Origin of the sequence: Streptomyces yaizuensis (assembly GCF_034961445.1) — a bacterium.
In the GTDB taxonomy this organism is placed as follows: domain Bacteria; phylum Actinomycetota; class Actinomycetes; order Streptomycetales; family Streptomycetaceae; genus Streptomyces; species Streptomyces yaizuensis.
Genome location: NZ_BSBI01000001.1, coordinates 688,705 through 715,548, shown reverse-complemented (window position 1 = coordinate 715,548; position 26,844 = coordinate 688,705). Strand labels below are relative to the sequence as shown.

General features: G+C 73.2%; 17 protein-coding genes and 1 pseudogene. 11 read left to right on the top strand and 7 right to left on the bottom strand.

What is annotated here, in order from left to right; all coding sequences use genetic code 11:
• Positions 1–292 precede the first annotated feature (292 nt).
• From SYYSPA8_RS02630 to SYYSPA8_RS02600, 7 genes are all read right to left on the bottom strand, one after another.
• Positions 293–1,360 (bottom strand): trypsin-like peptidase domain-containing protein, encoded by a 1,068-nt coding sequence (locus SYYSPA8_RS02630; RefSeq protein ID WP_323445240.1) that lies wholly within the window; start codon positions 1,358–1,360, stop codon positions 293–295.
• A 117-nt stretch (positions 1,361–1,477) separates the two neighbouring features.
• Positions 1,478–2,647, bottom strand: a complete 1,170-nt coding sequence (locus SYYSPA8_RS02625) for a trypsin-like peptidase domain-containing protein (protein ID WP_323445239.1) — start codon at positions 2,645–2,647, stop codon at positions 1,478–1,480.
• A complete protein-coding gene (locus SYYSPA8_RS02620; protein WP_323445238.1) occupies positions 2,644–5,823 on the bottom strand; it encodes an ATP-binding protein in 3,180 nt (1,059 codons plus the stop codon). The genes SYYSPA8_RS02625 and SYYSPA8_RS02620 overlap by 4 nt, the downstream gene beginning before the upstream one ends.
• Positions 5,804–6,928, bottom strand: a complete 1,125-nt coding sequence (locus SYYSPA8_RS02615) for a hypothetical protein (protein ID WP_323445237.1) — start codon at positions 6,926–6,928, stop codon at positions 5,804–5,806. Before SYYSPA8_RS02615 ends, SYYSPA8_RS02620 begins: the two co-directional genes overlap by 20 nt.
• Before the next feature lie 92 nt (positions 6,929–7,020).
• Positions 7,021–8,076 carry a hypothetical protein gene (locus tag SYYSPA8_RS02610; protein ID WP_323445236.1) on the bottom strand — a complete coding sequence of 352 codons (1,056 nt, stop codon included), beginning with the start codon at positions 8,074–8,076 and terminating at the stop codon, positions 7,021–7,023.
• Between the two features lie 141 nt (positions 8,077–8,217).
• Entirely contained in the window at positions 8,218–8,679 is a 462-nt protein-coding gene (locus tag SYYSPA8_RS02605; RefSeq protein WP_323445512.1) for a DNA/RNA non-specific endonuclease, read from the bottom strand.
• Positions 8,592–9,113: a DNA/RNA non-specific endonuclease gene (locus SYYSPA8_RS02600; RefSeq protein ID WP_323445235.1), complete on the bottom strand. Its 522-nt coding sequence runs from the start codon at positions 9,111–9,113 to the stop codon at positions 8,592–8,594. Before SYYSPA8_RS02600 ends, SYYSPA8_RS02605 begins: the two co-directional genes overlap by 88 nt.
• Here SYYSPA8_RS02600 and SYYSPA8_RS02595 point away from each other — a divergent pair.
• From SYYSPA8_RS02595 to SYYSPA8_RS02545, 11 genes and pseudogenes are all read left to right on the top strand, one after another.
• Positions 9,104–10,009, top strand: a pseudogene (locus SYYSPA8_RS02595) (caspase family protein); the annotation flags it as partial. The gene SYYSPA8_RS02600 and the pseudogene SYYSPA8_RS02595 overlap by 10 nt on opposite strands.
• 454 nt (positions 10,010–10,463) lie before the next feature.
• A complete protein-coding gene (locus tag SYYSPA8_RS02590; protein WP_323445234.1) occupies positions 10,464–11,822 on the top strand; it encodes a bifunctional o-acetylhomoserine/o-acetylserine sulfhydrylase in 1,359 nt (452 codons plus the stop codon).
• A gap of 5 nt (positions 11,823–11,827) precedes the next feature.
• Positions 11,828–13,060 carry a homoserine O-acetyltransferase family protein gene (locus SYYSPA8_RS02585; RefSeq protein WP_323445511.1) on the top strand — a complete coding sequence of 411 codons (1,233 nt, stop codon included), beginning with the start codon at positions 11,828–11,830 and terminating at the stop codon, positions 13,058–13,060.
• A 463-nt stretch (positions 13,061–13,523) separates the two neighbouring features.
• A complete protein-coding gene (locus SYYSPA8_RS02580; protein ID WP_323445233.1) occupies positions 13,524–15,371 on the top strand; it encodes a phage tail sheath family protein in 1,848 nt (615 codons plus the stop codon).
• Positions 15,372–15,483: 112 nt separating this feature from the next.
• Positions 15,484–16,008: a phage tail protein gene (locus tag SYYSPA8_RS02575; protein ID WP_323445232.1), complete on the top strand. Its 525-nt coding sequence runs from the start codon at positions 15,484–15,486 to the stop codon at positions 16,006–16,008.
• A 31-nt stretch (positions 16,009–16,039) separates the two neighbouring features.
• Positions 16,040–16,786, top strand: a complete 747-nt coding sequence (locus SYYSPA8_RS02570; RefSeq protein ID WP_323445231.1) for a T4 family baseplate hub assembly chaperone — start codon at positions 16,040–16,042, stop codon at positions 16,784–16,786.
• A complete protein-coding gene (locus tag SYYSPA8_RS02565) occupies positions 16,779–17,483 on the top strand; it encodes a hypothetical protein (protein ID WP_323445230.1) in 705 nt (234 codons plus the stop codon). The genes SYYSPA8_RS02570 and SYYSPA8_RS02565 overlap by 8 nt, the downstream gene beginning before the upstream one ends.
• Before the next feature lie 4 nt (positions 17,484–17,487).
• Positions 17,488–18,285 carry a DUF4255 domain-containing protein gene (locus SYYSPA8_RS02560; protein ID WP_323445229.1) on the top strand — a complete coding sequence of 266 codons (798 nt, stop codon included), beginning with the start codon at positions 17,488–17,490 and terminating at the stop codon, positions 18,283–18,285.
• Positions 18,286–18,512: 227 nt separating this feature from the next.
• Positions 18,513–20,339 (top strand): ATP-binding protein, encoded by a 1,827-nt coding sequence (locus SYYSPA8_RS02555; protein WP_323445228.1) that lies wholly within the window; start codon positions 18,513–18,515, stop codon positions 20,337–20,339.
• On the top strand, positions 20,330–20,614 hold the full coding sequence (locus SYYSPA8_RS02550; protein WP_323445227.1) for a hypothetical protein: 285 nt from the start codon (positions 20,330–20,332) through the stop codon (positions 20,612–20,614). Before SYYSPA8_RS02555 ends, SYYSPA8_RS02550 begins: the two co-directional genes overlap by 10 nt.
• A complete protein-coding gene (locus tag SYYSPA8_RS02545; RefSeq protein ID WP_323445226.1) occupies positions 20,611–26,838 on the top strand; it encodes an eCIS core domain-containing protein in 6,228 nt (2,075 codons plus the stop codon). Before SYYSPA8_RS02550 ends, SYYSPA8_RS02545 begins: the two co-directional genes overlap by 4 nt.
• Positions 26,839–26,844: the final 6 nt, after the last annotated feature.

Genomic DNA, 26,844 nt, shown 5'->3' with positions numbered 1-26,844 from the left:
TTCAGGGAAGCAGGCGCCGGACGGCCCGCTTGAAGGCGATTTTCAGCCAGTGACCGAGTAAGCCATCCGGTCGCATTCCAGCCAGTGCGCGCAACATTCGTCCACGCCGTACGAGAACCGGCGGGACAACCGGAAGGAGCGTGTACCGAGCACTTCAGGACATCTCACGCCCAGCGGCCCGCGCAGCACTGGACGCGCGCCCGGCGCGCGAAAGTGCGCCAGGGGTACGCCGGGAGTGCGCCGACAGCGGCCGTGGTTCCCGGACGGCCGGTCCGGCCGCTCCGGCCGGGTGTCAGACGAAGTTCACCCCGGCGCTCCGCAGCAGCGGATCGTCCGTGAACCGCCACAGCGGTACGGCGTAGTTGCCGACGCCGTAGCGGCCACCGAAGTGCAGGCCGACGACCCGCTCGTCGAAGAGGTCGACGACCGGGGAGCCGCTGTTGCCGCCGAGGGTCGAGCAGTCGTGCGCCAGGACCGCGCCGCCGGGGAGGAGTTCGGTCACGGTGCCCGGCTGGAGCCGTTTGACGTTGTAGACGTCCATGAAGATCCGGCGCATCGCGGCCGGTTCGTTACGGCGTCCGTCGTAGGCGGGGTAGCCGACGCAGTAGACGGGCCGGCCCTCAAGGGCGCCGGGGCCGGTCGCGGCGACGGCGAAGGGCGTGGGCGGCGGACCGGCGACGGGGTCCGGCTCGATCCGCAGCAGGGCGAGGTCGAGATCGGGGTGGATCCCGATGACGCCGGCGACCCGGTAGGCCGGGCCCCCGGCCGTCGCCGACGGCCCCGGACAGTCCTCGCCGGGGGTGATCCGGGCGCTCATGCCGCCCTGGAAGGTCCAGCCCGCGCCGTCCTGGCGGGCGAACTCGGCGGCCACATGACGGTTGGTCATCACCACGTCGTCGCCGACGACGAAGGCGGTACCGAGCCAGTCCAGGCTGGGATGCCCGCCGACCTCGACCCGGCCCACCCGGGCGATGGACCGGCGGATCGCGTCCCGACGCTCGTCGAGGACCGCCCAGTCGCCGCCCTGAGCGGCGAAGTCCTGGTTCTCGACGAGGATGGCGGGCCGGCCCTCCAGCAGGACGATGGCCTCCATCCCGAAGGACTCGTCGTCGCGGATCTCGTCGGCGCGGCCGCCGGCCAGCTTCTCCAGACCGGCCGCGCCCGCCGCGAGGACCCGGTCCCGCTCCCGCCGGGCCCCTTCGAGCACCCGCTCGGCGGGCTCCTCTTCGGCGGACAGCTCCCGGGCCGACTCGGGCACCTCCTGCCGGAGCCGGTCGCGCACCCGCCGGGCGACGGCCCCGGGATCGGCGAAGATCCGCTCGGGGCCCGCGGCCACCGGTGATCGTGTACGGCTGCCCATGGCGCGCTCCTCCGTTCCGCTCCGTTCCGCTCCGGTCCGGTCCCGCCGGGGGATCCGGCGGTTCGGTCGTTCTGTACGGCTCAGTCGTGCTGTGCGGCTCAGTCGGCCTGTCTCGTTTCAGTCGGCCGGTACGGTTCGATCGTGCTGTGCCGCCGCGATCTCCTCGTGGAGCGCGGGGCTGGTGGCCGCCAGATGGCCCATGACCCGGCTGATCTGGGTGCCGACGTTGACGAACGCGGTCGACCTGCCCTGGAAGCGGACGTCCTCCACCCGGCGGGTCCCCCGGTGGAGCGCGACCACCTTCCAGTCGTCGGTGAGCACGGGCGACCCGGAGGAGCCGCCCCGGGTGTCCGTGAAGTAGCGCACATCCTGCTCGTCGGCCGCGTAGACCAGGTTGTTGCGCAGCCCGACCCGCTTGGCGCGTCCCCCGGGGTGCTGGATGATGTTGACGGCGACGATCTCCCCGTCGGCGACCGTCATCGGGCGGGCCGCGAGGCGCAGCGCGGATCTGCCGGGCGCCTCGGCCAACCGCAGCACCGCGTAGTCGAGTTCCGCGTCCGCCGCCGCGAGCGCGGCCACCGCGCCTTCCGTGCCGGCCGCCTCTCCCAGCGCGTCGAGGGTGTCGGGGTCGTCGTCCTCGAAGTCGAAGAGGACCCGGGTGTGGCGGGCCTGGAGTTCCAGGTCGGCTGCGTCGGCGTGGGGGCGTTCCCCGCCCGTGGCGCTGCGGGCGTTGACGACGTGGTGGTTGGTGACGAGGAGCCCGGGGGCGACGAGCCAGCCCGTGCCCGCGTGCGGGAAGCCGTTCGGCCGGAGCGGGGCGCCGTCCCGGTAGGGCGGGACCTTGAGCCGGGCGACGGCGGCCCCCGCCAGGTCGCCGCCCCGCAGGAAGCCGAAGGGGACGGTGTCGTCGCGGTGGACGATCTCCTCCTTGGTCTCGGCCGCGGGCAGGCGGGCCGCGATGTCCGGCTCTCCCCCGGCGCTGCGGGCCACTTCGTCCAGGGCGCGCTGGAACAGGGCGAGCGCCGTGGCCTCGGTGGTCTGGGCGACGGCGTTGCGCAGCCAGGTCTCCAGCGGTACGGAGCCGTCCACGAGCCGTTCGACGCGGTTCATCTCCTGGAGGTCGGAGTGCACCTGCCGGCCGGGGGCGGGGAGCATGGGGAGGGTGCCCCGGTAGCGGGGCAGGATCCCGTCGAGGAGCAGCGGGCGGACGGTGGGGTCGGCGAGGCCGGTCTCGACGGCGGCGTCCCGGATCAGCAGGATGTCCTCCGGGGGCAGATAGGCGGTCATGGGCGACCAGGCCGTACGAGGCCGTTCCCTTCGCCCGGGGGCGCCCCGCGCGGGCCCGGGGCGCCCGGGAGCGGCGCGGCGGGTGGGGCGGTGGGCGGCGCGGCGGGTGGGGCAGCAGGTGGGGCGGTGGGCGGTGCTGCTCCCGTGCCGGCGCCCATCGCGGCGGCCACCGCCGCGGCGATCTCGCCGCTCGGGTCGGGTACGTCGAGCAGCCGCCGGGCCAGGGTGTCGAGGGTGCCCCGGTCGCGGGCGAGCCGCAGGATGTCGCTGGTGCTGGTGGGTCCGGTGCTGGCCGAGGGGCCGGTGGGGCCCGCAGCGTCGCGCAGCAGCCCCATCAGGGTGCCGAGGAGTTCGGGACGGCGGGAGGCGGCGGTCCGGATCGCGGCGCCCAGGGTCTCGACGGCCTCGTCGTCGGTGGGCAGCCCCACGACCTCCAGCGCGTGGTCGAGGGCGCCGGGGTCCCGTCCGTACACCTGCGAGGCGACCGCGCGCACCAGGGCGGGCTGGTCGGCGAGGACGGCGTCGGGGGTGTGCCGCAGCCGCTGCGCGAGCCGGCTGCCGGCGGCGGATCCGGTGCCTTCGGTTCCGCCGAGGCGGGCGCGTGCCAGCAGGGCGCCCATCGCCTCCAGGTCCTGTCCGAGGTCGACGGCGAGATCCTCGGCGCGGCGCAGCGCGCGGTCGGCCGCGCCGGTGTCGCCGGCCTCCTCGGAGAGCCGGGCGGCGAGCAGCAGCAGTTCCAGCAGGGTGCCGGAGCAGCCCGCCGCCTCGGCGGCGGCGGTGGCGTCCGCGACGGCGGTGCGGGCCTCGTCGGCGCGGCCGATCCGGTGCAAGGTCTCCCCCAGCAGGGGGTGGAGCGGCGCGCAGGGGGTCCAGGGGCGGCGCTCCGACAGCCGTTCCAGGGCCGCTTCGGCGAACCCCTGGGCCAGCAGGTCCTCCACCTCGCGGGCGGCGATCCGCTCCCAGTCCTCCTGTTCGGCCCCGGCGAGGACGGGGCGGGGCGCCTCCCCGCCGAGGCGGGCGGTGAGCAGGGCGGCCGCGCGGTGAGGCATGTCGTCGACGGCTCCGGCGAGCAGCCGTTCGACGCCGGGCAGCCAGCGCTCCTCGACGGTGCGGGGGTCCTCGTCGAGCCGGAGCCGGTGGTAGATCTCCTCGGCGCGGGCCTCCAGTCCGTCGCGGGCGGCGTAGTAGGCGACGGCGTTCTGTTCGACGGCCCGCATGACGCCGGTGCGGTCGCCGCCGGGCAGCCGGAGCATGATGGCGCGGACGTCGCCCCGGTGGCGGACCGCGCCGGGTCCCGCCGGTTCCACGAGGTCCAGCCGGGCGAGTTCGCCGTAGAGCCGCAGGGCGTCCTCGGGGGTGTCGACGCCCAGTCCGCAGGGTCCGGCCAGTACTTCCTGGATGATGCCGGGGGTGATGACCCGCAGGACGAGGCCGGGGTGGGCGAGCCGGCGGACCTCGGGGTCGGGGATGTGGTGCAGGATCCGGTCGTAGAGGATGCCCTGGACGAGCATCTGGTCGACCCGGCGGAAGACGGTGTCGCGCCGTTCGGGCAGGCTGCGGATCAGCTCGTCGGCGTCCGTCCCAGGCGGCCCCGCGCCCGCGTACCCCGCGTCTGCCCTGTCCTCGGCGGTGGCATCGGCAGTGCCATCGGCGGGGGCCGCGAGGGTGGCGGCGCGGGCGGCGAGGCGGAGGCTGAGGGGGTGGCCGCCGACGCGTTCGGCCAGGGCCCGCGCGACCTCGGGGTCGCTCACCCCGCTGCTGGTGAGCAGGGCGACGGCGGCGTCCGGGTCGAGTTCCGACAGTTCGATGTCCGGGGAGCGGGGGAAGTCGGCGGGGTGCTCGACGGAGGCCCGCCCGGAGATCACGATCCGCAGCCGGGGGTAGACGCTCTGGAGGGAGACGCACATGGCCCACATCCGGCCGAGGACGGGCGAACCCCGGTACTGGGCCGCCTCGAAGGAGTCGACCACCATCACCAGGGGTGCCCCGTCCTGCCCGGCCTCCGCGACCGCCGCCACCAGTTCGGCGGCGGTGCGTCGGATGAGGTCACTCTCGCGGGCGGTCGCCAGTGTCTGGAACTCCTGCGAGGAACTGCGCCCGAGGACCGAGCGGGTGGTGGCGAGCCCGTGCAGCTGGGTGACCCGTTCCTGGCCCTCGCGCTGGCTGCGGGCGGTGCGGTGGCATTCGTCCACGAGGGCCTCGAACCCGGCCCGCCGGCCGGGGTACTGGATGGCGAGCTGCCGGGCGGTCTCGGCGATCAGGGTGACCGGTTCGTGGACGGAGAGGGTGGGGCGTTCGAAGTCGATGTAGGCGAAGGGGAAGCCGGAGGCGTGGCCGTGGATGCTGTCGAGGAGGAAGCGGGCGAGCAGGGTGCTCTTGCCCATGCCGCCGGGGCCGTGGATGACCAGCGGCGGGACGGGCGGGGCGGGCGCGGCACCCGTCCCGGCGCCCCCGGGGGCCGCCGGGGGCGCCGCCGGGAGGTCCAGGGCCCCGCGGACGTACGCCCGGAGCGCGGCGAGTTCCCGTGCACGTCCCTGGAACGGATGGCTGACCAGGCGTTCCAGGGGTTGCAGCAGCCGGGCCCGCGCCAGGGCGTGGTGGACCGATGAGGGGTCGGGCAGCCCGCCCGTGCCCGGTACCCGGGAGAGCCAGAGCACCGCGCGCAGCAGATCGGCGAGGCCCTGCGGGCCGAGTCCGTCGATCCGCGGCGGGGTGCCGGCGAGGCAGGCGAGGGCGACCCGCTCCGGGCCGCCGCACCGTTCGTCCTGGACCGCGCCCAGGTTGTGTTCGAGCGCGCGCCGGGCGGCACCGGGTCCCGAGAGTGAGCGCAGGGTCTCGTCCCGCACCTCCCGCCGCAGGCTCCACACGGTCCCTTCCTTGGTCCCGGTGGTGGTGCAGTCGTCGACGAGTTCGAGCACGGCACCGCCGGTGGGCTGTTCCTCGCCGGGGAGCCTGAGGAGGGTGGGGTCGAAGTGGGAGAGGAGGCAGGCGGCTTCGCGGTAGGCCCGGCGGGCCGGGGCGGGGCCGCCGGGGCCCTCGCCGGAGCGCAGTTCCTCGCGCAGCCGGGCGGTGAAGATCCGTACCACGTCGGCCGGGGTGGTGGGCGGTGTCCCCGGGGGTGCCCCGGGCGCGGGGTGGGGCGGGTCCGAGGCGGCGTCAGAGGGAGTGGTAGACACGGATCGCCCCCTCGGCCGCGGTACAGACCCGGCGCATGTAGCCCTCGTCGCCGCTGTCCTGCCCGGTCGCCCGCAGCACCTCGGCGACGGCGGCGTCGACCAGGGCGTCGACAACGGGGTCCGGCTGCTGCCCGGCGTCGAGGAAGGGCGGCGGCCGCTCGTGGAAGTACTGGTCGAAGAAGGTGCGCAGATCGTCGGGCCCGGCGGCGCGGGCGGTGTCCCGGCAGAGGCTGCCCCGCAGGTCGTACGGGAGCTGGCGCATCGAGGACCCGTAGCCGAGGAGGACGAGCCGGGGGGACTGCCCGGCGCTGACGGCGGTGTGCTCGTAGACGGCGAGGGCGAGCTGACCGATGAAGTCCCAGACGTCGGAGCTGGGATCCAGCCGGTCGCACTCATCGAGAACCAGCCAGAACCGGTCGTCCGCGGCGGTGGCACGGCCGACCACCCAGTGCACGGCGTCCTCGATCGACGGCAGCGCGTCGTTGAGCCCGGTGGGGTCGAGCGGGGAGGCCGTGGTGCCGGGCTCGGCGACGAACGCGGCGAGCCGGCGCACGACCCGGTCGGCGGTGGAGGTCCGGGAGAGGGTGACGCGCGCGGGCCGGAAGCCCTGGTGCTGGCCGATGTGGCGGATCAGGTTGTACGTGTACGAACGGCCGCTGCCGGGGTCGCCGTCGACCAGCAGGACGGACTTCTCGGGGTCGTCCACGAAGCGGCGCAGCGTCTCGCGGAGGTCCCGGCGGTCGATGAAGACCTCCGTGCCGTTCTTCAGTACGCAGGTGCGGAAGGTGTCCTGGGAGGCGTGGGCCCGGCTGTCCTCGCGGAGCCGGTTGCGGAACTCCCGCGCCTTGGCGATCTCGGGGAGCACCGCGAGCCGGTCGGCGGAGGTGAGGATGTCGATCAGCCGCAGCTGCCGTTCGATGTCCTTGCGGGACGCCCGGACGAGGGAGTGCGCGTTCTCGGTGCTCACGGCGGTCAGCCGGAGGGCGGCCACGAAGTCGGAGGGGAAGCCGTACGCCACGAGCCGGCCGTGCGGGTCCGTGGTGTCGAGCAGGTACTCGCGTACCCAGAGCGTGACGAGATCCCACTCCGTTTCGGCCAATGGCATGGTGCACCTGCCCATCCGGCCCGGTCATCCGGGACGGATCAGTTGCTCACAGAGGTGATTTTTCCACCCATAGTGGAGCAGTGCAAGGCAGGTCAGCGGGGTGCCGCGGGGTACAGATCGGCCACGACCAGCCGCAACGCCGCCCGGACCTGCGCGTTCCGCAGATAGCCGGTGATGCCGTGGTGGTTTCTGCTGGTGTTGGTGACGAGCAGATCGGTGATCCGCCCGGCCGGTGGGTAGGCGGGGGCGAGCAGATGGCCGAGGGAGACCAGGTCCCGCAGGTCGCAGACGTTGTGCCAGGAGCGGACCCCGGGCGGGACGGCGGGCGGGACGGCCAGCAGGTCCTTGAACTCGGTGACCGCGAGCGGCGATCCGGCGGTCAGGAAGAGGCCGAGATCGCGGTGGCGCTCGGCCAGTGCCTCGTACGCGATCACGGAGCCGAGGCTGTGGCCGACGACGACGCCCCGGTGGCCGTCGAAGTCCGCCAGCGCGTCCGCCACGATCCGGCGGATCGCGGGGCCGTCCCCGCCGAAGAAGTAGGCGTGGACGTCGGTGAAGGCGACCTTGACGAGGGCCCGGAAGACGGGGGTGCGGACCGGGCGGGGCAGGGGCAGCACCTCGTACCCGTTCTCGTGGTCGCGGTCGTCCCCCTGTTCATGGACGGGATCGTGCCCGGAACCGGAACCCGCGTCGGCGTCGGGGCCGGGGCCGGGCTGCGGGGCGGCCGGACCGGTCTCCCGCGCGGCGAGGGCGTCGGCCAGTTGGGTGGTCCGGCGCAGCCACTGCCGCAGTGCCTCCCACTCGCCGGTGTCGGGACCCCGGCCCGGGACGGACTCGGTGGCCGCCTCCCCCGCGCCGGCCAGGAGCCGTTCGACGAACTCCTCGGCGGATTCAGGGGACTCGGGGGACTCCGCGAGGGCGGAGGCGGAGACGGACCCGGTGGGCTCCGCCGCGCCTTCCGCCGGGTCCAACCGGCCGTCGGGCAGCGGCCGGGCGTGCCGGACCCCGGCCCAGTACGCCACCCGGGAGGCGTCCCCCAGGTCCCGGCCGAAGAGGGCCCGGTCCCACTGGGACTTGAGCGCGTCCGGTGCGGCCTTGTTGCCGATTCCGTGCACATAGAGGACGCGGGGGGCTTCCGTGGTGCCCATCGTTGCCTCCCGACACCGCGGCGACGCCGGTCAAGGACAGTATCGGCCGGGTCCGGGGCGGTCGCCATTCGATGCCGCGCGCACCGCCTTCCCGCCGCACCGCTTCCCTTCGCCCCGGGCCCCTCCGCCGGCGCGGTCGCCTCAGTCGCCCCGTCCGCCGAGGGCGATGTCGTCGTACGACTCCAGCCGCCGCCAGCGCAGTTGCGGATCGCGGGCGAGCGGCATCAGGTCGGCGCCGGGCAGCGGCCCCAGTTCGAGACCGGTCAGCTCGGCGATGTCGGAGACCGGCACCTGGAAGGTCCGGAACGGCCCCAGCGGCGGCGGCTCGCCCGGCCGGGCCCCGGCGAACGCCCGGTCGGCGTCCCGGGTGAGGTCGGGGCTCTGGTCGAGGAGGTACGCCGTCGAGGCCAGCGCCCCGGACTGGACGAAGGCCGCCACCTTCCAGAACCGCAGGGGGACCTGGATGCCCGGGTAGGGCGGATCGGAGTCGTGGAGCACCGGCCCGGTGAAGACGCTCAGCCTCCGGTCGAACCGCGCCGCGTGGTCGAGCAGATGGTTCTCCAGACCCTGCCACAACTCCTTGCCCTGGTTGAAGAGGTCCATCTGCGGGGCGGCGTTGGTGAAGTGGAAGCTGTCCGAGTTGGCCTGTTCGGCCTCCCCCTCCCGCCCCACACGGGATCGAGCCGGCGCACCAGATGGCCCCGGTCCAGCCGGTTGTTCGCGTAGATCTCCTTGCCCGCCTGCGCGGATCCCGGCAGCCGGGGGTCGAGCCGCCAGTCGTCGCCGCGCGGCACGTCCTCCTGGGGCAGGGAGCCGTCGATGCAGACCCCGGTGGCGGCGGCCAGCCGCCGGTCGGGCCGGTGCACGACGGTGAAATGGGTGTACGGCAGGACCACGGTCCCGACGCCGGGGTCGGCGGGCACCGGCAGCGGCACGGGCGTGCCGAGGAAGTGCTCGTCGTACCCCTGCCGGTCGCCCAGGGACCGCGCGGCGGCCGCGTCGGGCGCCGGGGCGGGGGAATCGTCCGATGGGCTCATGTCCGGCCCCTACCACCGGGCAGTCCGCGCGCGCCGGGGGCACGGGGGACGCCACTCCGATGCCCCCCCGGGGACCATCCGGCGGAGCGGGCCCGTTCGGGGGGTTGCCCGCGGGCCGGCGGTTGGGACGGCGCCGGTCCATGGAACGGATGGAACGCGGCGGGGCGGGCCCGCCGCTCCCCCGCCCGGGGTCCTCCCCGCCCCCTCGCACCCCCGGTACGGGCCCCGCCGCACCACCGACACCCTACGGAGCTGCCATGGCCACCGGCCGATCCCTGCACATCGGACTCAACAGCGTCGACCCGGCCCGGTACGGAGGCTGGGACGGCCGGCTGGTGGCCTGCGAGAACGACGCCCGGGACATGGCCCGGATCGCCCGTGCCGCCGGATTCGAGGACACGGTGGTGCTCACCGCCGACGGCACGGTGGAGAACGTCGCCGCCGAACTGGGCCGGGCGGCCCGGGCGCTGGACCCCGGCGACATCTTCCTCCTCACCTGCTCGGGCCACGGCGGCCGGCTCCCGGACACCGGCAGGGACCTGGAGGACGACCTGCTCGACGAGACCCTGGTCCTCTACGACCGGGAGTTCCTCGACGACGAGCTGGACCGGGAGTTCTCGTACTTCGCCGACGGTGTACGGATCCCGACGTTCCTCGACTGCTGCCACAGCGGGACCGCCATCGAGCTGCCCGCCGACACGGGCGGTCCCTCGCCCCGGCTGATGCCGCCGGACCGGCAGCGGGAGGTCTTCGAGCGGGACCGGGAGCTGTACGACGGGATCCGGCGGGACCTGGCCGAGTCCGGCGGGCGGCAGGACGCGAGCGCCCTGCTGATCTCCGCCTGCCAGGACCACCAGGTCGCCTCCGACGGGCCGGTCAACGGGAAGTTCACCGGGACCCTGCTGGAGGTCTGGGGCGACGGCGCCTTCGACGACGGCGGGTACCAGGCCTTCCACCAGGCGATCCTGCGCCGCACGCCCCGGGACCAGAGCCCGAACCTGTTCACGTCGGGACAGGTCGGCGAGGACTTCCTGGGGCAGCGCCCGTTCACCGTCCGAACCGTTCCCGCCGGCCCGCCTGATCCCCCTTCCCGGGGTCCGCCGCCCCTCCGTCGGCCCTCCATCGCCCGGCGGCCGCCGTACGGAACATTGCCTGCGTATTGCGGCAGTGTGGAGATACCGCCCGCCACGTTCCATGTTCGATTTTTCGGTCGTTACGGTGCTGGGCGGCACAGTCCCGGACGGTCCGGGAGCGTCCGCCGGGCCGGTTCCGGTGGCGGACGTGTGCGCCAGGTCCCGCCTGCCCGCCCTCCCCCGGGCCAGGCGGGCGGACAACGCACGGAGGAAACGCATGAGCCAGCCCCTCGACGAGGTGGCCGCCGGTCACACGCCCGACGAGCCCGCCGCCGACGCCCGTCCCGGCTGGTCGTTCGAGACCCGGCAGCTGCACGCCGGCGCCGCGCCCGACCCGGCCACCGGGGCCCGCGCGGTGCCCATCTACCAGACGACGTCCTTCGTCTTCCGGGACACCCAGCACGCAGCGGACCTGTTCTCGCTGGCCGAGCCCGGCCATATCTACACCCGGATCCACAACCCGACCACGGACGTCCTGGAGCAGCGGGTCGCCGCCCTGGAGCAGGGCGTGGCCGCGGTCGCGCTGAGTTCCGGGCAGGCGGCGGAGACCCTGGCCATCCTGACCCTGGCCGGCGCGGGCGACCACATCGTCTCCAGCACCTCGCTCTACGGCGGTACGTACAACCTCTTCCGCCACACCCTGCCGAGGCTCGGCATCGAGGTCTCCTTCGTCGACGACCCCGACGACCTGGACGCCTGGCGGGCCGCCGTCCGGCCCACCACCAAGGCGTTCTTCGCGGAGACGCTGGGCAACCCGCGCGGCAACGTCCTCGATGTCGCCGGGGTCGCCGACACCGCGCACGCCGCCGGCGTACCGCTGATCGTCGACAACACGGTGCCGACGCCGTACCTGCTGCGTCCGATCGAGCACGGCGCGGACATCGTGGTGCACTCGGCGACCAAGTTCCTCGGCGGGCACGGCACCACGATCGGCGGCGTGGTGGTGGACGCCGGGTCCTTCGACTTCGGCGCGCACCCCGAGCGCTTCCCCGACTTCACCGAGCCCGACCCCAGCTACCACGGGCTGCGCTACTGGCCCGACCTGGGCGCGGGCGCGTTCGCCGTGAAGCTGCGGGTGCAGCTGCTGCGGGACATCGGCCCGGCCCTCGCCCCGCACTCGGCCTTCCTGCTGCTCCAGGGGATCGAGACGCTGAGCCTGCGGATGGAGCGCCACTCCGCCAACGCCCTCGCGCTGGCGCGGTGGCTGAGCGAGCGCGACGAGGTGGCGGCCGTGCACTACCCGGGGCTGCCGGGCAACCGCTGGTACGAGGCGGCCCGGCGCTATCTGCCGCAGGGGGCGGGCGCGGTGCTCTCCTTCGAGCTGCGGGACGGGGTGGAGGCGGGGCGGCGGTTCGTGGACGGCGTGGAGCTGTTCAGCCATCTCGCCAACATCGGCGACGTCCGGAGTCTGATCATCCACCCGGCGTCCACCACCCACAGCCAGCTCACCCCGGAGCAGCTGGTGGCGACCGGCACCACGCCGGGTCTGGTGCGGCTCTCGGCCGGCATCGAGAATCTGACGGACCTCACCGCCGACCTGGAGGCGGGGTTCCGGGCCGCGAAGGGCGCGTCCTGAACACGGTGCCCGGCGCACGGCTCCCCGTGGCCGCCCCGCCGCCCGCCTCGGGGGCCTGGCAGGAGGGGGACCCGGCCGGCCGCCGCCGCTGGGTCCGCCTCCCGGCGCCCCTGCCGCTGGAGGCGGGCGGGGCGCTCCCGGACGTGAGGATCGCCTACGAGACCTGGGGGCGGCCCGCCCCGGACGGTTCCAACGCGGTCCTCGTGCTGCACGCGCTCACCGGCGACAGCCATGTCGCCGGTCCTGCCGGGCCCGGCCACCCCACCACCGGCTGGTGGGACGCCCTGGTCGGGCCCGGCCGGGCGCTCGACACCGACCGCTGGTTCGTGGTCGCCCCCAATGTGCTGGGCGGCTGCCAGGGCAGCACCGGCCCGGCCTCGTACCGGGAGTACGGAGAGGACGGAGAGTACGGAGAGGACGCAGAGAATCCGGCGGGCCCGGCCGGTCGGGACGATCGGGGTGGTCGGGGTGGTTCCACAGCCCGCTGGGGCGGCGCGTTCCCCTTCCTGACCACCCGTGACCAGGTCGAGGCCGAGGCCGCCGTCGCCGATCACCTGGGGATCGGGCGGTGGGCGCTGGTCCTCGGCGGCTCCATGGGCGGCATGCGGGCCCTGGAGTGGGCGGTGGGCCGGCCGGAGCGGTGCGCCGCGCTCCTGGTGCTCGCGAGTACGGCGGAGGCCAGCGCCGAACAGATCGCCTGGGCCGGGGTGCAGCTGCACGCGATCCGCGCGGATCCCCGGTGGCGCGGCGGCGACTACCACGAAGCGGGCCCCGGCGGGGGCCCGCACCGGGGGCTGGGCACGGCCCGCCGGCTCGCCCATGTCACCTACCGCAGCGAGGCCGAACTCGCCTCCCGCTTCGGCCGCGCGCCCCAGGACACCGAGCACCCGTGGCGCGGCGGCCGCTACCGGGTGGAGTCGTATCTCGACCACCACGCCGACAAGCTGGCCCGCCGGTTCGACGCGGGCAGCTATGTGGTCCTGACCGAGGCCATGAACAGCCATGACATCGGCCGGGGCCGCGGGGGTACGGAGAGCGCGCTGCGCCGGGTACGGGCCAGGACCCTGGTCGCCGGGGTCGACTCCGACCGGCTCTACCCCCTGGCGCAGCAGCGCAGGCTGGCCGACGGCATCCCGGGCGCCGACCGGCTGCGGACGATCGAGTCGCCGTACGGCCACGACGGCTTCCTCATCGAGACGGAGCAGGTCGCCGCGCTGGTGCGCGAGCTGACGGGCTGACGCCCCGGCAGGGGTCCGCGCCCGCGCGCCGGTACGACTTCCGTACCGGCGCGCGGGCCTTTTTTCCGGCGGTGACGGGTGGCCGGCGCGGGGACCGTCGAGTTTTCCCGCCCATCACCGTGAAGTCCCGGTGAATATCCCGCCGCCATTACCGCGTGATATCTCTCTGACCTGACCGGACGCCCTCCATATGCCCATCGGAAAAATGATCAATGGGCTGACCGAAACAACCTCTTGACCCTGGACCGTGGCGAGAACAAGACTCCGAGGGGCACGCAGGCACCGGGATCCACTGCACACGCGTATGCCGAAGGCCCGGCGATACCGATATCGCACGGGGTGTGCGACGGGGGAAAGACGGCGAGCACCGCCGAGTCACGCACATTTTTCGTGCGACGGCTGGACGCACTCTCTTCACCTCCCCTCCCCAACTCTCCTGGTGCGCGAAGGGAATGGAGGGGGAATGCCTGTGCACATGGGCCATCCCGGCGTTTACATCGAAGAGCTTCCCAGCACCGTCCGGACCATCGCCCCGGTCACCACGTCGGTGACCGCGTTCGTGGGGCACACCCGCCGTGGTCCGCTCAATCAGCCCGTGCGCATCACCGGTTTCGCCGAATTCGAGCGCCGTTTCGGCGGACTGACCGCCGGCGCCCCCGTCGGTCACGCCGTGCACCAGTTCTTCGGCAACGGCGGCGGCGTGGCGGTCGTCGTCCGGGTGGCCCGGGCGGGCACCGGCGAGGAGGCGTGCGTCGCCCTGGAGTCCACCGAGGGGCACAGCGCCTGTCCCGTTCTGGAGATCCGGGCCAAGGAGCCGGGCGGCTGGGGGTCGGGGCTGCGGGTCGTCGTCGACCAGGACACGCCCGCGCCCGACGCGACCTTCAACCTCCAGGTCCTGGACCCGCGTTCGGGTGCCCGCGAGGCGTTCACCGGGCTCTCCATGGACCGCGGCCACGACCGTTTCGTCGAGGGCGTCGTGAACGCCGGATCCGCGCTGGTCCGGGCGAAGGCGCTGGCCGAGGACCGGCCGGACCCCTCCGGGACCGTCTCCCGGCCCTTCGCCGACCGGCTGCCGGACCTCGCCGTGGACCTCCAGGTCAAGATCGGTGCGGTGGAGCGGGAGTTCACCCTGTACCGGCCCGGCGCGGACGGCGAGGCTCCGACCGATGTCACCGGGCTCGCCCTGCTGCTCGAACGGAAGCTGCGGGCCCTGCCCGACGCCCCCGGCAAGCACACCTACGCCGGGGTCAGGGTCATCCCCTTCGGCCGCCGCCTCCAGGTCGTCGCCGGCTCCACCGACCCCGGCGACGTGGTGCGGTTCATCGGCGAGGCCGCCAACGACCTCGGCCTGGAGACCTCCGTCAACCCGCCGGTCTTCCCGCTGAGCGGCGGCCGCGACGGCGAGGCCCCGGGCCCGCGCGACCTCATCGGCAGCGAGGCGGAGAAGACCGGCATCCAGGCCCTGCGCGACGTGCCCGACGTCAATCTGCTCTCCCTGCCCGAACTCGCGGGCTACGACTCCACCGAGGACATGGTCACCGTGATCTCGGCCGCCGACAGGCTCTGCCGGGACCAGCGGATCTTCCAGCTGGTGGACGCCCCGGCGGCCTGGACGAGCGTGGACGCGGCCCGGGCCGGGATCGGCGCCTTCGACCCCGTACGCAGCGATCATGCCGCGATCTACTTCCCGCAGCTGCGGCTCACCGACCCGCTCACCGGACGGCTGGGCTCCTTCCCGCCCTCCGGCGCCATCGCCGGGGTCATCGCCCGGACCGACGGCGAACGCGGGGTGTGGAAGGCCCCGGCCGGGACCGACGCCCGGCTCGCGGGCACGCACTCGCTCGCCGTGCCCCTCACCGACCGGGAGAACGGGCTGCTCAACCCGCTGGGCCTGAACTGCCTGCGGGCCTTCCCGGTCGCGGGCCCCCTGGTGTGGGGCACGCGCACCCTGGCCGGCGCGGACGCGCTGGACGGCGAGTGGCGCTGGGTGCCGGTCCGCCGGCTCGCGCTGCACATCGAGGAGAGCGTGTACCGGGGGCTGCGCTGGGTGGTCTTCGAACCCAACGGGGAACAGCTCTGGCAGCAGATCCGGCTCAACGCCTCCGCCTATCTCAACGATCTCTTCCGGCAGGGCGCGTTCAAGGGCACCACGCCCCGCGAGGCGTACTTCGTCAAGTGCGACAAGGACACCACGACCCCGTCCGACATCGAACGCGGAATCGTGAATGTGGTGATCGGTTTCGCCCCGGTGAAGCCCGCCGAGTTCGTGATCGTGAAGATTCAGCAGATCGCCGGTGACCTCGCCCTCTGACGATCCGGAGCGCCCCGGCGCACACGGCGGGAACCACCGGTAGCCACCGAGGACTTCCCCGAACTCCAGAACTTCCCAGGACTTCCCAGGACCTCTAAGGACATGGACACCGATGGCTGAGTTCCAGGTCAACGCCCACCGATTCGACCCGTACAAGAATTTCAAGTTCCTGGTTCTGTGGGACGGTCGGACGGTCGCGGGCATCAGCAAGATCAGTCCCTTGAAGCGGACCACCGAGGTCGTCAAGCACCGCCACGGCGGCGACCCCAGTTCCCCCCGGAAATCCCCGGGCCGCTCGGAATTCGAAGGGGTGACACTCGAACGCGGGGTCACCCACGACCCGGAGTTCGACCGCTGGGCCAACAAGGTCTGGCAGGTCGGGGCGGGGCTCGGCGCGGAGGTCTCGCTGCGCGACTTCCGCAAGGACATCGTCATCCAGGTGCTCAACGAGGCCGGCCAGGTGGCGGTCTCCCACAAGCTCTACCGGGCCTGGGTGAGCGAGTACCAGGTCCTCGGCGAGCTGGACGCCAACGCCAACGCCGTCGCCATCCAGAGCGTCAAGCTGGAGTGCGAGGGCTGGGAACGCGACTACGAGACGGAGGAGCCCACCGAGCCCTCGTTCACCCACCCGGCCTGAACGGCGCCACGTACGGACAGGGGGGTGAGCGATGACAGCGACGGGACCCGCCGAGCTGCTGGCCGTCTGGGAGGCCGGGCTCGCCCGGCCCGCCGGGGACCGCTCCCGGCTGCTCCACCGGGCCGCCCGGCCCGCGGCGGGCGAGGGCGAACTGCTCGCGCTGACCGCCGGGGAGCGCGAGGCCGACCTGTACGCCCTGCGCCGTGCGCTCTTCGGCGAGCGGATGCAGATCCGGGTGGCGTGCGCGGGGTGCGGCGAGGAGATGGAGTTTGACCTCGACGCCGCCCCGCCGGGCGCGGACACCCCCGTACCCGAGGGGCCGCTGCGGGTGACGGAGGGCACCTGGAGCGTGGAGTTCCGGCTGCCCACCGTCGCCGACGTCCTGGCGGCGGCCTCCGCGCCCGACCGGGAGACGGCCCGCGAACGGCTGCTGGAGCGCTGCGCGGTCACGGCGGCGCACGACGGGACGCCCGTCCCGGCGGCAGGGCTGGCGCGGCTGCTGCCCGACACGGTACGGCGGCGGATCGCGCGGGCCGCCGAGGAGGCCGACCCGGCGGCGGCGACGACCCTGGACGTCCGCTGCCCCGAGTGCTCCGCGAGCACTCCCGCCGAGCTGGACATCGCCTCCTTCCTCTGGACCGAGGTGGACCACTGGGCACGGGACCTGCTGCTCGACGTCCATCTCCTCGCCACCGCCTACGGGTGGAGCGAGCCGGAGATCCTGGCGCTCAGCCCGCTGCGGCGGCGCTACTACCTGGAGCTGTGCGCTGATGTCTGACCACTTCGACCGGCTGCTCGCCCGGTACGCGCCCGACGGCCCGGCGCCCGGGACGCCCCTGGCACGGCCCCGGCTGCCCGGTCCGTTCGAACGGGTGGAGGCGGTACGGAGCGCTCCGCCCGAGCCCGGGGAGCCCGCGCCGCTGCTGCCGACGGCGCCCGCGCCCGTACCCGTACGGGAGGTCCCGCCACGGCCCGCGCCCGGTTCGCCACCCGAGCGGAAGTCCGTCGTCCGGTCCGTTCCCGGGCCGTCCGCGCCGGAGGGGCTCCCGCCGGCCCCGGCACGGGACGCGGGGCCGCGGCCGGGTCCGGTGCCGCCGGTGGCGCCGGGACCCCGGCCGTCCGGGGGGCGCCGCCGCACCGCGGACCGGCGTCCGCCCGCCCCGGCGGCGGGCCCGGCGCACCACCCGGTCGCCGCACCGGACGCACCCGCCACTCCCGTGCGTCCACCGGCCGTGGCCCGCGCCCCGGGAGCCGGGGAACGGGGTGTGCGGGCGGCGGCGCTCCCCGGCGTCGGCCGCCGGGTGCCGAGACCGCCCGTGCCCGAGCGGGTGGTGCGGGTGGAAATCGGCCGGCTGGAAGTGAGCGCGGCCCCGCCGCCCGCCGCGTCGCCCGCCGGCGCCCGGCCCACTCCGGCCGGACGCCGGGCCCCGGCCGTGAGCCTCGAACGCTATCTCGCCCGCGGAAAGGAGGAGTGAGGAGGTGAGCAACTCCCTCGCCATCGCGACCGTCACCCAGGCCCTCGCGCTGCTGATCGAGAGCAACATCGGCCCCGAGACGGACATCGCCGTCAAGGTCGTCACCCGCAGGCCGCCCGCGGACCCGCCGGTCGAACCCACCGTCAACGTCTTCCTCTACCAGGTCGCCCCGAACCCCTCGATGCGCCATCACGACCTGCCCACGCGGGCGTCGGACGGCACCCTGCTCAAGCGCCCCGCGGCGCCGCTGGACCTGCACTACCTGATCAGCGCCTACGGGGAGGAGGCGGAACTGGTGGGCCAGCGGCTCCTGGGGAGCGTGGTGCGGACGCTGCACGAGATCCCCGTCCTCCCCCGGGACGTGATCGAACGGGCGGCGGAGCGCCCGCATCTGGCGGGCAGCGATCTCGCCCTCTCGCCGCAGCGGGTCCGGTTCACGCCCACGGTGATGGACATCGACGAGACGTCCAAGCTCTGGGGAATGCTCCATCAGACGCCCTACACGCTCTCCGTCGCGTATCAGGCCACGCTGGTCCTCATCGAGGGCCGGGAGCTGCCCGCGCCGGGGGTGCCGGTCCACGAACGGACGGTACGGGCGCTTCCGTTCGGTGCGCCGGGGGCCCCGGAGCCGCCGGGCGCCGGTGAGGACCCGCCCGCCGAGCCCCAGCCTCCGGAGGGGGCGGCGACGGCCGCGGAGGAGTCACCCCAGCGGCGGGTGCCCGCGCGGAAGCCGGCGGGCCGCCGGGCCCGTTCCTCCCGTACGTCACCGAGGTCCACCGGGCCGGACAGCGGGAAGGGCTGAGGCGCGTGCGGGGGACGGGGGGTGCGGACGAGGGGGCGCGGGCGCTGGCGGCGGCGGTGGCGGAGGTGCTGGCCCGGGTGGACGCGCACGCGGAGCGGGCCACGCCCGGGGTGCCCGGCCCGGATCCCGTTCCTGTTTCGCGTTCTGATTCCGTTTCTGATTCCGTTTGTGGCTCCGTTTCTGACTTCGTTTCTGATTCTCGTTCGGGCGGAACACCGGATCCCTCTGTGCCGTCGCCGCCGGCTCCCCCTCTCCCTCCCCCTCCCGCGGCGCTGACGGCGCTCGCCGACTGCTTCGGGCTCACCCGGTTCGAGCGGGAGGTCGTCCTGTTGTGCGCCGCCGTCGAACTGGACCCGACGACGGCCGCCCGGTGCGCGGCGGCGAGCGGCGACCCGGGCCGCGCGTACCCGACCTTCTCGCTGGCGCTCGCCGCCCTCGGGGAACCCCACTGGAGCGCGCTGACCCCGGTCGCGCCGCTGCGCCGCTGGCGGCTGGTCGAACCGGCCGACGAGTCCCCGCTGACGACCTCCCGGCTCCGGCTGGACGAACGCATCCTCCACTTCCTGCTGGACTCGCCCTATCTGGACGCGCGGCTGCACGGGATGCTGCGCCGTACCCCCGTACCGGAGTCCCTGCCCCCGTCGTACGGGAAGGCGGCGGACCGGGTGGCGGCGGGGTGGTCGGCCCCGGCCCCGTACGCCCCGCTCCGGGTGGAACTGGTCGGCGGGGACCCCCGGTCCCGGGCCGACATCGCGGCCGAGGCCGCGAGGCGGAGCGGATTGGGCCTGTACACGATGGCCGCCGACGACATCCCCGCCGACCCCGCGGACCGCGACCGGCTGGCCCGGCTCTGGCAGCGGGAGGCGGTGCTGCTGCCCGCCGCGCTGCTGCTGGAGGTCGGCGACCCGGACCGGGAACGGGCCGCCGCCACCGAGGCGTTCATCGAGAGCGCGGCCGTGCCCCTGGCCGTCTCCGGCGCCGGCCCCCGGCGCACCGAGCACCCGCGCGGCGAGCGGGTGACCGTGCCCGTCCTGGACGAGGACGAGCAGCGGGAGCTGTGGGCGGCGGCGTTCGCCGGGATGCCCCAGGTCTCCGCCGGCGATCTGCGCTCCCTGGCCGCGCAGTTCTCCCTGCCGCCGCATCTGATCCGCTCGGCGGGGGCGGCCGCCGCCCGCGACCCGTCCGGCGGCCCCGGCGCGGCCACCGCCGCCTGGCGGGCCGGGCTCGCCGAGGCGCGGGTGGGCATGGACGAGCTGGGCCGCCGGGTGGAGCCCCGGGCCGGCTGGGACGACCTCGTCCTGCCGGAGCGGCAGGTGCGGACCCTGCGCGAGATCGTCGCCCATGTGCGGCAGCGCCCGACCGTCCACGAGGAGTGGGGCTTCGCGGCGACGCTGCGCAGCGGTCTGGGCGTCACCGCGCTCTTCGCCGGCGGCTCGGGCACGGGCAAGACCCTCGCCGCCGAGGTGATGGCGCGGGAACTGGGGCTCGATCTCTTCGTCGTCGATCTCTCGCAGGTGGTCAGCAAGTACATCGGGGAGACCGAGAAGAACCTGCGGCGGGTCTTCGACGCGGCCGAACGCGGCGGGGCGCTGCTCCTGTTCGACGAGGCCGACGCCCTGTTCGGCAAGCGCAGCGAGGTCAAGGACAGCCATGACCGGTACGCGAATCTGGAGGTCAGCTATCTGCTGATGCGGATGGAGGCGTACCGGGGTCTCGCGGTGCTGACGACCAATATGAAGCAGGCGCTGGACAGCGCGTTCCTGCGGCGGATCCGTTTCGTCGTCGACTTCCCCTTCCCCGGCGAGAGCGAACGCGCCGAGATCTGGCGGCGGGTGCTGCCCGCGCGGGCGCCGCTGAAGGACGTCGACTGCGCCCTGCTGGCCCGGCTGACGGTAGCGGGCGGTTCGATCCGCAATATCGCGCTCTCCGGCGCGTTCCTCGCCGCCGAGGAGGGGGACCGGCTCGGGATGCGGCATCTGCTGGCGGCCGCGCGGACCGAATATCTCAAGCTGGACCGCTCCCTGACACCGTCGGAGGTGCACGGATGGGTCTGAACGAGGCGGCCCGTACGGTACGGGTGGACATCGGCGAGCTGGTCCTGACCGGGTTCGACGGGGTGGACCCGGAGCGGGTGTCCGCCGCGTTCCACACGGAGCTGACCCGGCTGGTACGGGCCGGGGGCGTGCCGCTCGCCGCCGGGGGCGACCGGGCCCTCGCCGCGCTGGGCGGGCTGCCGCGGCTGCCGGCGACCGTCTCGGCGACCCGCCTCGGCGAGGCCCTGGCGCGTGCGGTGCACACCGGTCTCTCGGGCGGGGGTGAACCGCTGTGACCACGCACTCCCCCGCGCAGGACGGCCGCGCCCCCGACCGGGCCCGCGGGAAGAAGCGCCCGTCCCGTGCCGCGCTCCCGGAGCCCCGCCGCATCGTGTCGGGCGCGGGCCAGCCCCTCGACCCGGGCGTCCGCCGCGACCTGGAGGAACGCCTCGGCCACGACCTGGGCCGGGTCCGCCTGCACACGGACCGCGACGCGGGCGCCCTGACCGCCCTCCTCGGCGCGGACGCGGTCGCCGTGGGCCAGGACATCCTCTTCCGCGAGGGCGCCTACGTCCCCGGCACCGCCGCCGGCCACCGTCTCCTCGCCCATGAACTCCTGCACACCCTCCAGAACCCGGACGGCCTGGGCACCCTCCGCGCGGGCCGCGACCCGGGCGCGGTGAGCCTCGCCCACCAGCCCGTCGAACGCGAGGCGGAATCGACGGCCCGCGCGCTGACCGAGCAGGACGCCCCCGGGGCGTCGACGTCGGTGGAACCGGGCCACGCCACTCCGGGCTGGCTCCGCTACGCGACGGTGGACGCGGACCGGGCCCGCCTGGAGGCGGTGGATCCGGCGACGCTGGTGGACCGGCTCGCGAACGATGTCCTGCGGTCGTTGCGCGGCGACCCCACCGATTCATCGGGCCGGGTACGGCTCCACCTGGGGCGGATGTCCCCCGATCTCCAGGATCTGGTGCTGGACCGGCTGGAGATCAGGCTGCCGGCCCCGGAGCACGACCGGCTGGTGCGGCTGGCGGAGGAAACCGACCCGGACTCCCTGCCGTTCGAGGCATCGACGACCCCGCACGCGCTGCCCGACGCCCTTGAGGAGATCGAGCGGGAACACGAGAGCGACGAAGCCGCCTGGCGGGCACGGCTGGAGAACGCGGAACGGGTCGAGGACGAGCGCGTCGCGGCGGCCCGGCGCCGCCCCGCGGTCGATCCGCGGACGGCCGAGGGATCCGGCGGGGCGGCGGGAGAGCCGGGACGGTCAGGCTCCGGCGGGGCCTCGGCACAGGGAAGCACGGGCGCCACGCGGGAGTCGACCGCCTCCGCCGCAGGGGCAGCGGAGGCGAAACCCCTGGAGCGGGAGGAGCCCGCACAGGCGGCGGAGGAGAAGGGCAGCGCACAGGACGGGAAGACCGCCACCGGCCAGGAGCAGGAGGGCGAGCGGAAGGAGGCGGCCGACACCGCCGAACCCCAGCAGGAGGCCGTTCGGCAGGCGGGCACGGCCGTGCGCCGGACCGGCTCGGTCCGGCCGGGACCGGTCGACCGGAGTGCGGCCGAGCAGGACGACACCCGGGCCGGGCCCCCGGCCACGGACCCAGCACCGCCTGTTTCGGGCCCGGAGGACGAGCCGCTGGGCCTTGAGGAGAGCGGTGTCGCAGAAGCCCTGGCCGAACTGGAGGGGTTGCTGGGCGAGGAAGAGGCCGTCGAGCCCGCTCCCGAGGCCGCTTCGTCCCTTCCCCCGAGTACGCTCGATGCCTCGACACCGGCCGCTTCCGCGCCGGGAACGGACCAGGAAGCGGGGCGGAGCAGGGCGACACCACCATCGCCGCCCCGCATGCAGGCCGAGGAGGCCGAGGAGCTGGCATCCTCGCTGGAGGAGGCCGACAGCGAGACGGAGAGGACCGATCCGGAACCGGACGGTGGTCTGGCCACCGACCGCCCCTTGGACCAAGAGGTCGGACCGGACCCCGGGAGCGACGCTGCGGATCGGTCCGCACCGCCTCAGGTGGCGACGGGCGACCGGGAAACGGACGAGGACGCCCGGTCCGGGGAGGCGCAGGACCGGGACCTGGCCTCCGAGACCCGCCGCGCCGGTTCCCCGTCCGGTGCGGAGCCGACCGGGAACGAGGCGACCGGCGGCGCAAGCGCCCCGGGAAAGCTGGCCAGGGCGGACGAGGACGCCCGGGGCCAGGCGACCGGTGCGGCCCCGGGTGGTGGCGGTGCCGGAGGCGGCAGTCCCGCCGGCGGTACGCGGACCCAGGCGCCGGCCAAACCGATTGCTTCGGTGACCCCTGCCCGTGCGTCCGCGCCGCGCGCGCCTTCAGGCGGCGACACCAGTGTCGTTCCCCCTGCCCGTGAGGTCGTCCCCGCAGCTCCGCGGTCGGAGGGTCCACCACGCCACGAGCGGGCGCGGGTCGATGACGACCGCCCTGTGAAGGCCAAGGCCCCGCCACGGGCCAGGACCGGTGGGCGGCCCACCGCAGGGGGCGGCGCGGGTGGACGGCCGACGGCAGCACCCAAGAAGGCGGCGGCCCCGAACGTCGCCGGTGTCCCGCCCGAGGCCGGGCTCGCGGCGGCAGCCGGTCTCCCGCCCCATCTGGCGCTGACGACCCTCAAAGGCGTCGATACGGCGGTCGGCACGACAGCAGGCAAGGAACGCGGGGCGTTGCAGGCGGCACCTCCCGCCATGGAGCGGCCGGTGGGTTCGCCCACGACGGTGCGCGGCGGCCCCCGGCCGGACGCTCCGGGGACGTACACCTCGGAGCAGGTCGGGGAAACCCAGGCGGCACAGGGCAGGACACCCGAGATCACCGGCGAGAAAACCCCGAGCGGAGATCTCCCCGGCGGCCGGATGAAGGAACCGGGCTGGTGGGACATCACCATCGCGGTAGGTGGGGCGCTCGCACGGAAACTGCTGTCCAAACTCCTGCCCCTGGACAAGCTGACGAATTCCATCAGCGGGCTGCCCACCACGGACAAGGGGCTGCAGGGGGCGAAGGTCGGTGACGCGCCCAAACTCCCGCTCACGGAGGACTCGGACCCCCAGCGCACCGACCAGCAGGCTCGGCTCCTCGACGACAGGAGTGCCGAACTCCACACCGCGGGGCGCGACGACGCGGCCCGGCCCATGGGCGAGGATCAGATCTATCCGGACGTGCCCAGGGAGACGCTGACCGCGAAGGTGAGCGGCGGTAAGCGACAGGCCGGTCCGGGCACACGGCCCGCCGGGGCACCGGGCGCGGGCCTGCCACTGGAAGCCGTCTCCGCGGTGGCGGAGCACGAGCAGGGCCCGCAGATCAAGCAGGCCTTCGGACGCGCCCGGCAGAGCATGGCGACCGTGCGCCGTGCGAAGGAGACCAAGGCCCGGCAGGACCGCCGCACCCATGAGCAGAGCGTCCGGCGGGAGGTCACCGCCAACACCAAGGAACAGGCCGACGCCCGGGACCGTGGCCGTGCCGAGATCGTCCGCTCCCGCGGTGGTTGGCGTAAGGAGCAGGACGACAAGCTCGCCGCAGCCGACGGAAAGAAGAGCAAGCAGTTCACCAAGGTCCGCAAGGACATCACGGATAAACAGGAGAAGACCGACCAGGACGTCGACAAACGCACCAAGGAAGATCAGAAGAAGATCGACGACAAGCGCACCAGCTCGGAACAGGAAGTCGTACAGAAGCGGGACGACGGCAAGAAGGACTCCGGGAACTGGTTCGAGAAGGGCCTGAACTGGATCAAGGAGCAGTTCAACAAACTGAAGAAGGCCATCAAGGATGTCTTCGAGAGGGCCCGCAACCTGGTCAAGGGTGTCATCGAGGAGTTCAAGAAGCAGGTCTTCGCCCTCATCGACACAGCCCGCAAGTGGGTCATCGAGCAGATCAACGAATTCGCCGACATGCTGATCCGGCTCGGCGACGAACTGCTCAAGGACTATCCCGCGCTCCGGGACAAGTGGCGCAGGACCATCAACGGCTACCGCGACGCCGCCGTGCGAAAGGTCAACCAGGCGGCGGACAAGCTCAAGAAGGTCGCGGGAACCCTCATCGACGGGCTCGGCGGAATGCTCCTCGCCGGTCTGGACCTGATGGAGGGCGGCCTGCTGCTCGCGGTCGACATCGCGGAGACCGTGACGGTCAAGTCGCTGGAGATCGGTGCGGCGATCCTCAAAGGGCTGGGCGAGTGGGCCGACATCGCCACCGACATCCTGAGCGACCCCGGCGGCTGGCTGGTCAAGGCGAAGGACGCGGCGGTGACCGGCGCTCGTCAACATCTGTTCACCGAGATCAAGGCAGCGGTCCGGGAGTGGTTCAACCAGAAGCTCCAGCAGCTCATCGGGATTCCGATGGACATGTTCCAGCGATTGATCAAGGGAGGGGTGTCCAAGGAGGAGATGGCCCAGATGGCCTGGGACGAGGCGCTTCCCCAACTTCCCCTGATCATCGGCGAGCTGATCGTGACCAAGGTGGTCGCGAAGCTGATTCCCGGGGCCGGCTGGGTCATGGCCATCATCGACGCCCTCAAGACCGCGTACGAGGCGTTGGGGGCGATCCTGCGGGCGTTCGGGGCATTCATGTCCTTCCTCAAGGCCGTCAAGGGAGGGAACGCGGCCCTGCTGTTCGCGAAGGCCGTGGCCTCGGGTGTGGTCGCGCTGCTGGAGCTGATCTACCAGTGGTTGGTCAGCGGCGTCGGCAAGTACCTCGGGAAGGTGGGGCAGGCCCTGAGGGACCGTGCCGCGCGGCTCGGCGGCAAGGGGACGGACCCCAAGGACCGGACCCCCGACCCGAAGAGGCCCGAGCCCCGCAAGGACCCGAAGGACGACCCGGCCCCCCGGCCCGGGCAGCCGGCCAAGAAGGACGACCGCCCCGCGCCGGCACCGACCCCGGGGCGCAAGCCGACACCGAAGCCCGCACCCGCCAAGGAGAAGCGGGACGACGAGGAGCGCCGCCGGGACGGCCGCTACGTCAATACGGCGGGCCGGGGGCTGACCAACGCGTCCCGCAGCCTGGGGCCCCCGGCCAAACCGGACCGCCGCCCCACCCCGAAGCGCCCCGAGCCGGGCAAACCGACCGGGCGCCGCCCGGAACCGGCCAAGCCCAAAGACTCCCGCCCCGCCTCCCGCCGCCCCGACCGCGACGACAAACACCCCGGCACCAAGGAGTCCCCTCGCCCCAAACCCCGCACCCGCGCTCTGAACCGCGCCCGCCAGGCCGTCAAAGCGGCCCTGGCCAAGGTCCGCCGCGCGATCCGCGCCCTCCGCGGCAAGGCACGCGCACTGCGCGACCGACTCAGGAATCTGGCCCGGCGGCTGAGGGACAAGTGGCGCCGGATGCGGGAACGGATGCGGCGGGATCACCGCCGGGAAGACGAGAGGAGAAGGCGCCGGGAGAAAACGCGCGACCTCAACCTTCCTTCGACACGCTTCCGTGACACTCCCGGTGTACTGCATACCTTGAAGTTCAGCGGGCGGGGTGGGGGAGCAGAACTCAACGTACACAGCTCTGTCATTGACGCCCCACAATTCCTCCGATTCTGGAAAATCGAAATCAACGAAATGCAGGATTCCAAAAAGAAGGAACAACAGAGCAGCTTCCACCGGGCAGCATGGGACGATTATAGGCAAGTTAAAATCATCCAGAGGAGACTCCCGAGGAGAGTCCCGAGGAGCGCAGTTCCTGCCAAATGGCAACTGGATTTCCGGGACCTGCAGGCCAGACTCGACTCTCTCGCGGACAATTTTTCGAATCGAATTTACGGGGAGGGAAAACCTCCCCTCCCTGCGACCATCTTCCCTGCCTTCGCCGACAGGGAGCTGGCGCCGAAAAACAGCAAGGCTCACTACATCAAGGAAAGTACTCGGCGAGGCGAACCATCACACCTCGCCAAGAAGGGAAACCCAAAAGGCTGGGAGGAAATCAAAATCGGCAAGCACTCCGGCCCTCCAGAATATTGGCTGAGAATGCATTTGCTACCAGATCGAATTGGCGGGCTCGCCACCGGATCAAACCTCGTACCAGCCCCTCTGGCAATCAATAACCAATTCCTCCGGGACGTGGAGGACGATGCGGACAAGGCCAGAAAGGACCCAAGCAAGGAAGAGATCATCTGGTACCAGATGAAGGTTGAGTTCCAGCCACCCGGAACCTTGCTTTGGCATGAATATCTCCCCAAAAGAATCGTCTCCAAATGGGGTGGATACTTCGTTAATTCAATCAGAAAATGGGAGGAGAAGCCTGAGTCCCCCAGCCGCACCGCAGACTCAGGAATCATCAGCCTTCCATCCCTAATCCCCAAAGGTGTCACCAACCTGACTAGAGACTCGGCCGAAAAAATTGCGATCGCACTAGGGACAACGGACAGCTTCGGCCGGAAGATCAAAGAGCTTGGACCATTCGGCAGCAAGGCCGATGCGGTCAAAAAGCTAACCATATACGAAACCACAAAGAAGCGCGGGGCGCCAAAACTTCCCGACTTCATCACTGTCACATCAAGGCTACTTCACGACCCGTCGATCGAAATCTAGGGATCA

Bases quoted from the DNA above. Each gene is read 5' to 3' on its own strand.
- SYYSPA8_RS02580 (WP_323445233.1), top strand. From the start codon at position 13,524: ATGCCTGTGCACATGGGCCATCCCGGCGTTTACATCGAAGAGCTTCCC.
- SYYSPA8_RS02615 (WP_323445237.1), bottom strand. From the start codon at position 6,928: ATGCCATTGGCCGAAACGGAGTGGGATCTCGTCACGCTCTGGGTACGC.
- SYYSPA8_RS02550 (WP_323445227.1), top strand. From the start codon at position 20,330: ATGGGTCTGAACGAGGCGGCCCGTACGGTACGGGTGGACATCGGCGAG.
- SYYSPA8_RS02570 (WP_323445231.1), top strand. From the start codon at position 16,040: ATGACAGCGACGGGACCCGCCGAGCTGCTGGCCGTCTGGGAGGCCGGG.
- SYYSPA8_RS02625 (WP_323445239.1), bottom strand. From the start codon at position 2,647: ATGACCGCCTATCTGCCCCCGGAGGACATCCTGCTGATCCGGGACGCC.
- SYYSPA8_RS02590 (WP_323445234.1), top strand. From the start codon at position 10,464: ATGAGCCAGCCCCTCGACGAGGTGGCCGCCGGTCACACGCCCGACGAG.
- SYYSPA8_RS02565 (WP_323445230.1), top strand. From the start codon at position 16,779: ATGTCTGACCACTTCGACCGGCTGCTCGCCCGGTACGCGCCCGACGGC.
- SYYSPA8_RS02610 (WP_323445236.1), bottom strand. From the start codon at position 8,076: ATGGGCACCACGGAAGCCCCCCGCGTCCTCTATGTGCACGGAATCGGC.
- SYYSPA8_RS02600 (WP_323445235.1), bottom strand. From the start codon at position 9,113: ATGAGCCCATCGGACGATTCCCCCGCCCCGGCGCCCGACGCGGCCGCC.
- SYYSPA8_RS02575 (WP_323445232.1), top strand. From the start codon at position 15,484: ATGGCTGAGTTCCAGGTCAACGCCCACCGATTCGACCCGTACAAGAAT.
- SYYSPA8_RS02605 (WP_323445512.1), bottom strand. From the start codon at position 8,679: ATGGACCTCTTCAACCAGGGCAAGGAGTTGTGGCAGGGTCTGGAGAAC.
- SYYSPA8_RS02630 (WP_323445240.1), bottom strand. From the start codon at position 1,360: ATGGGCAGCCGTACACGATCACCGGTGGCCGCGGGCCCCGAGCGGATC.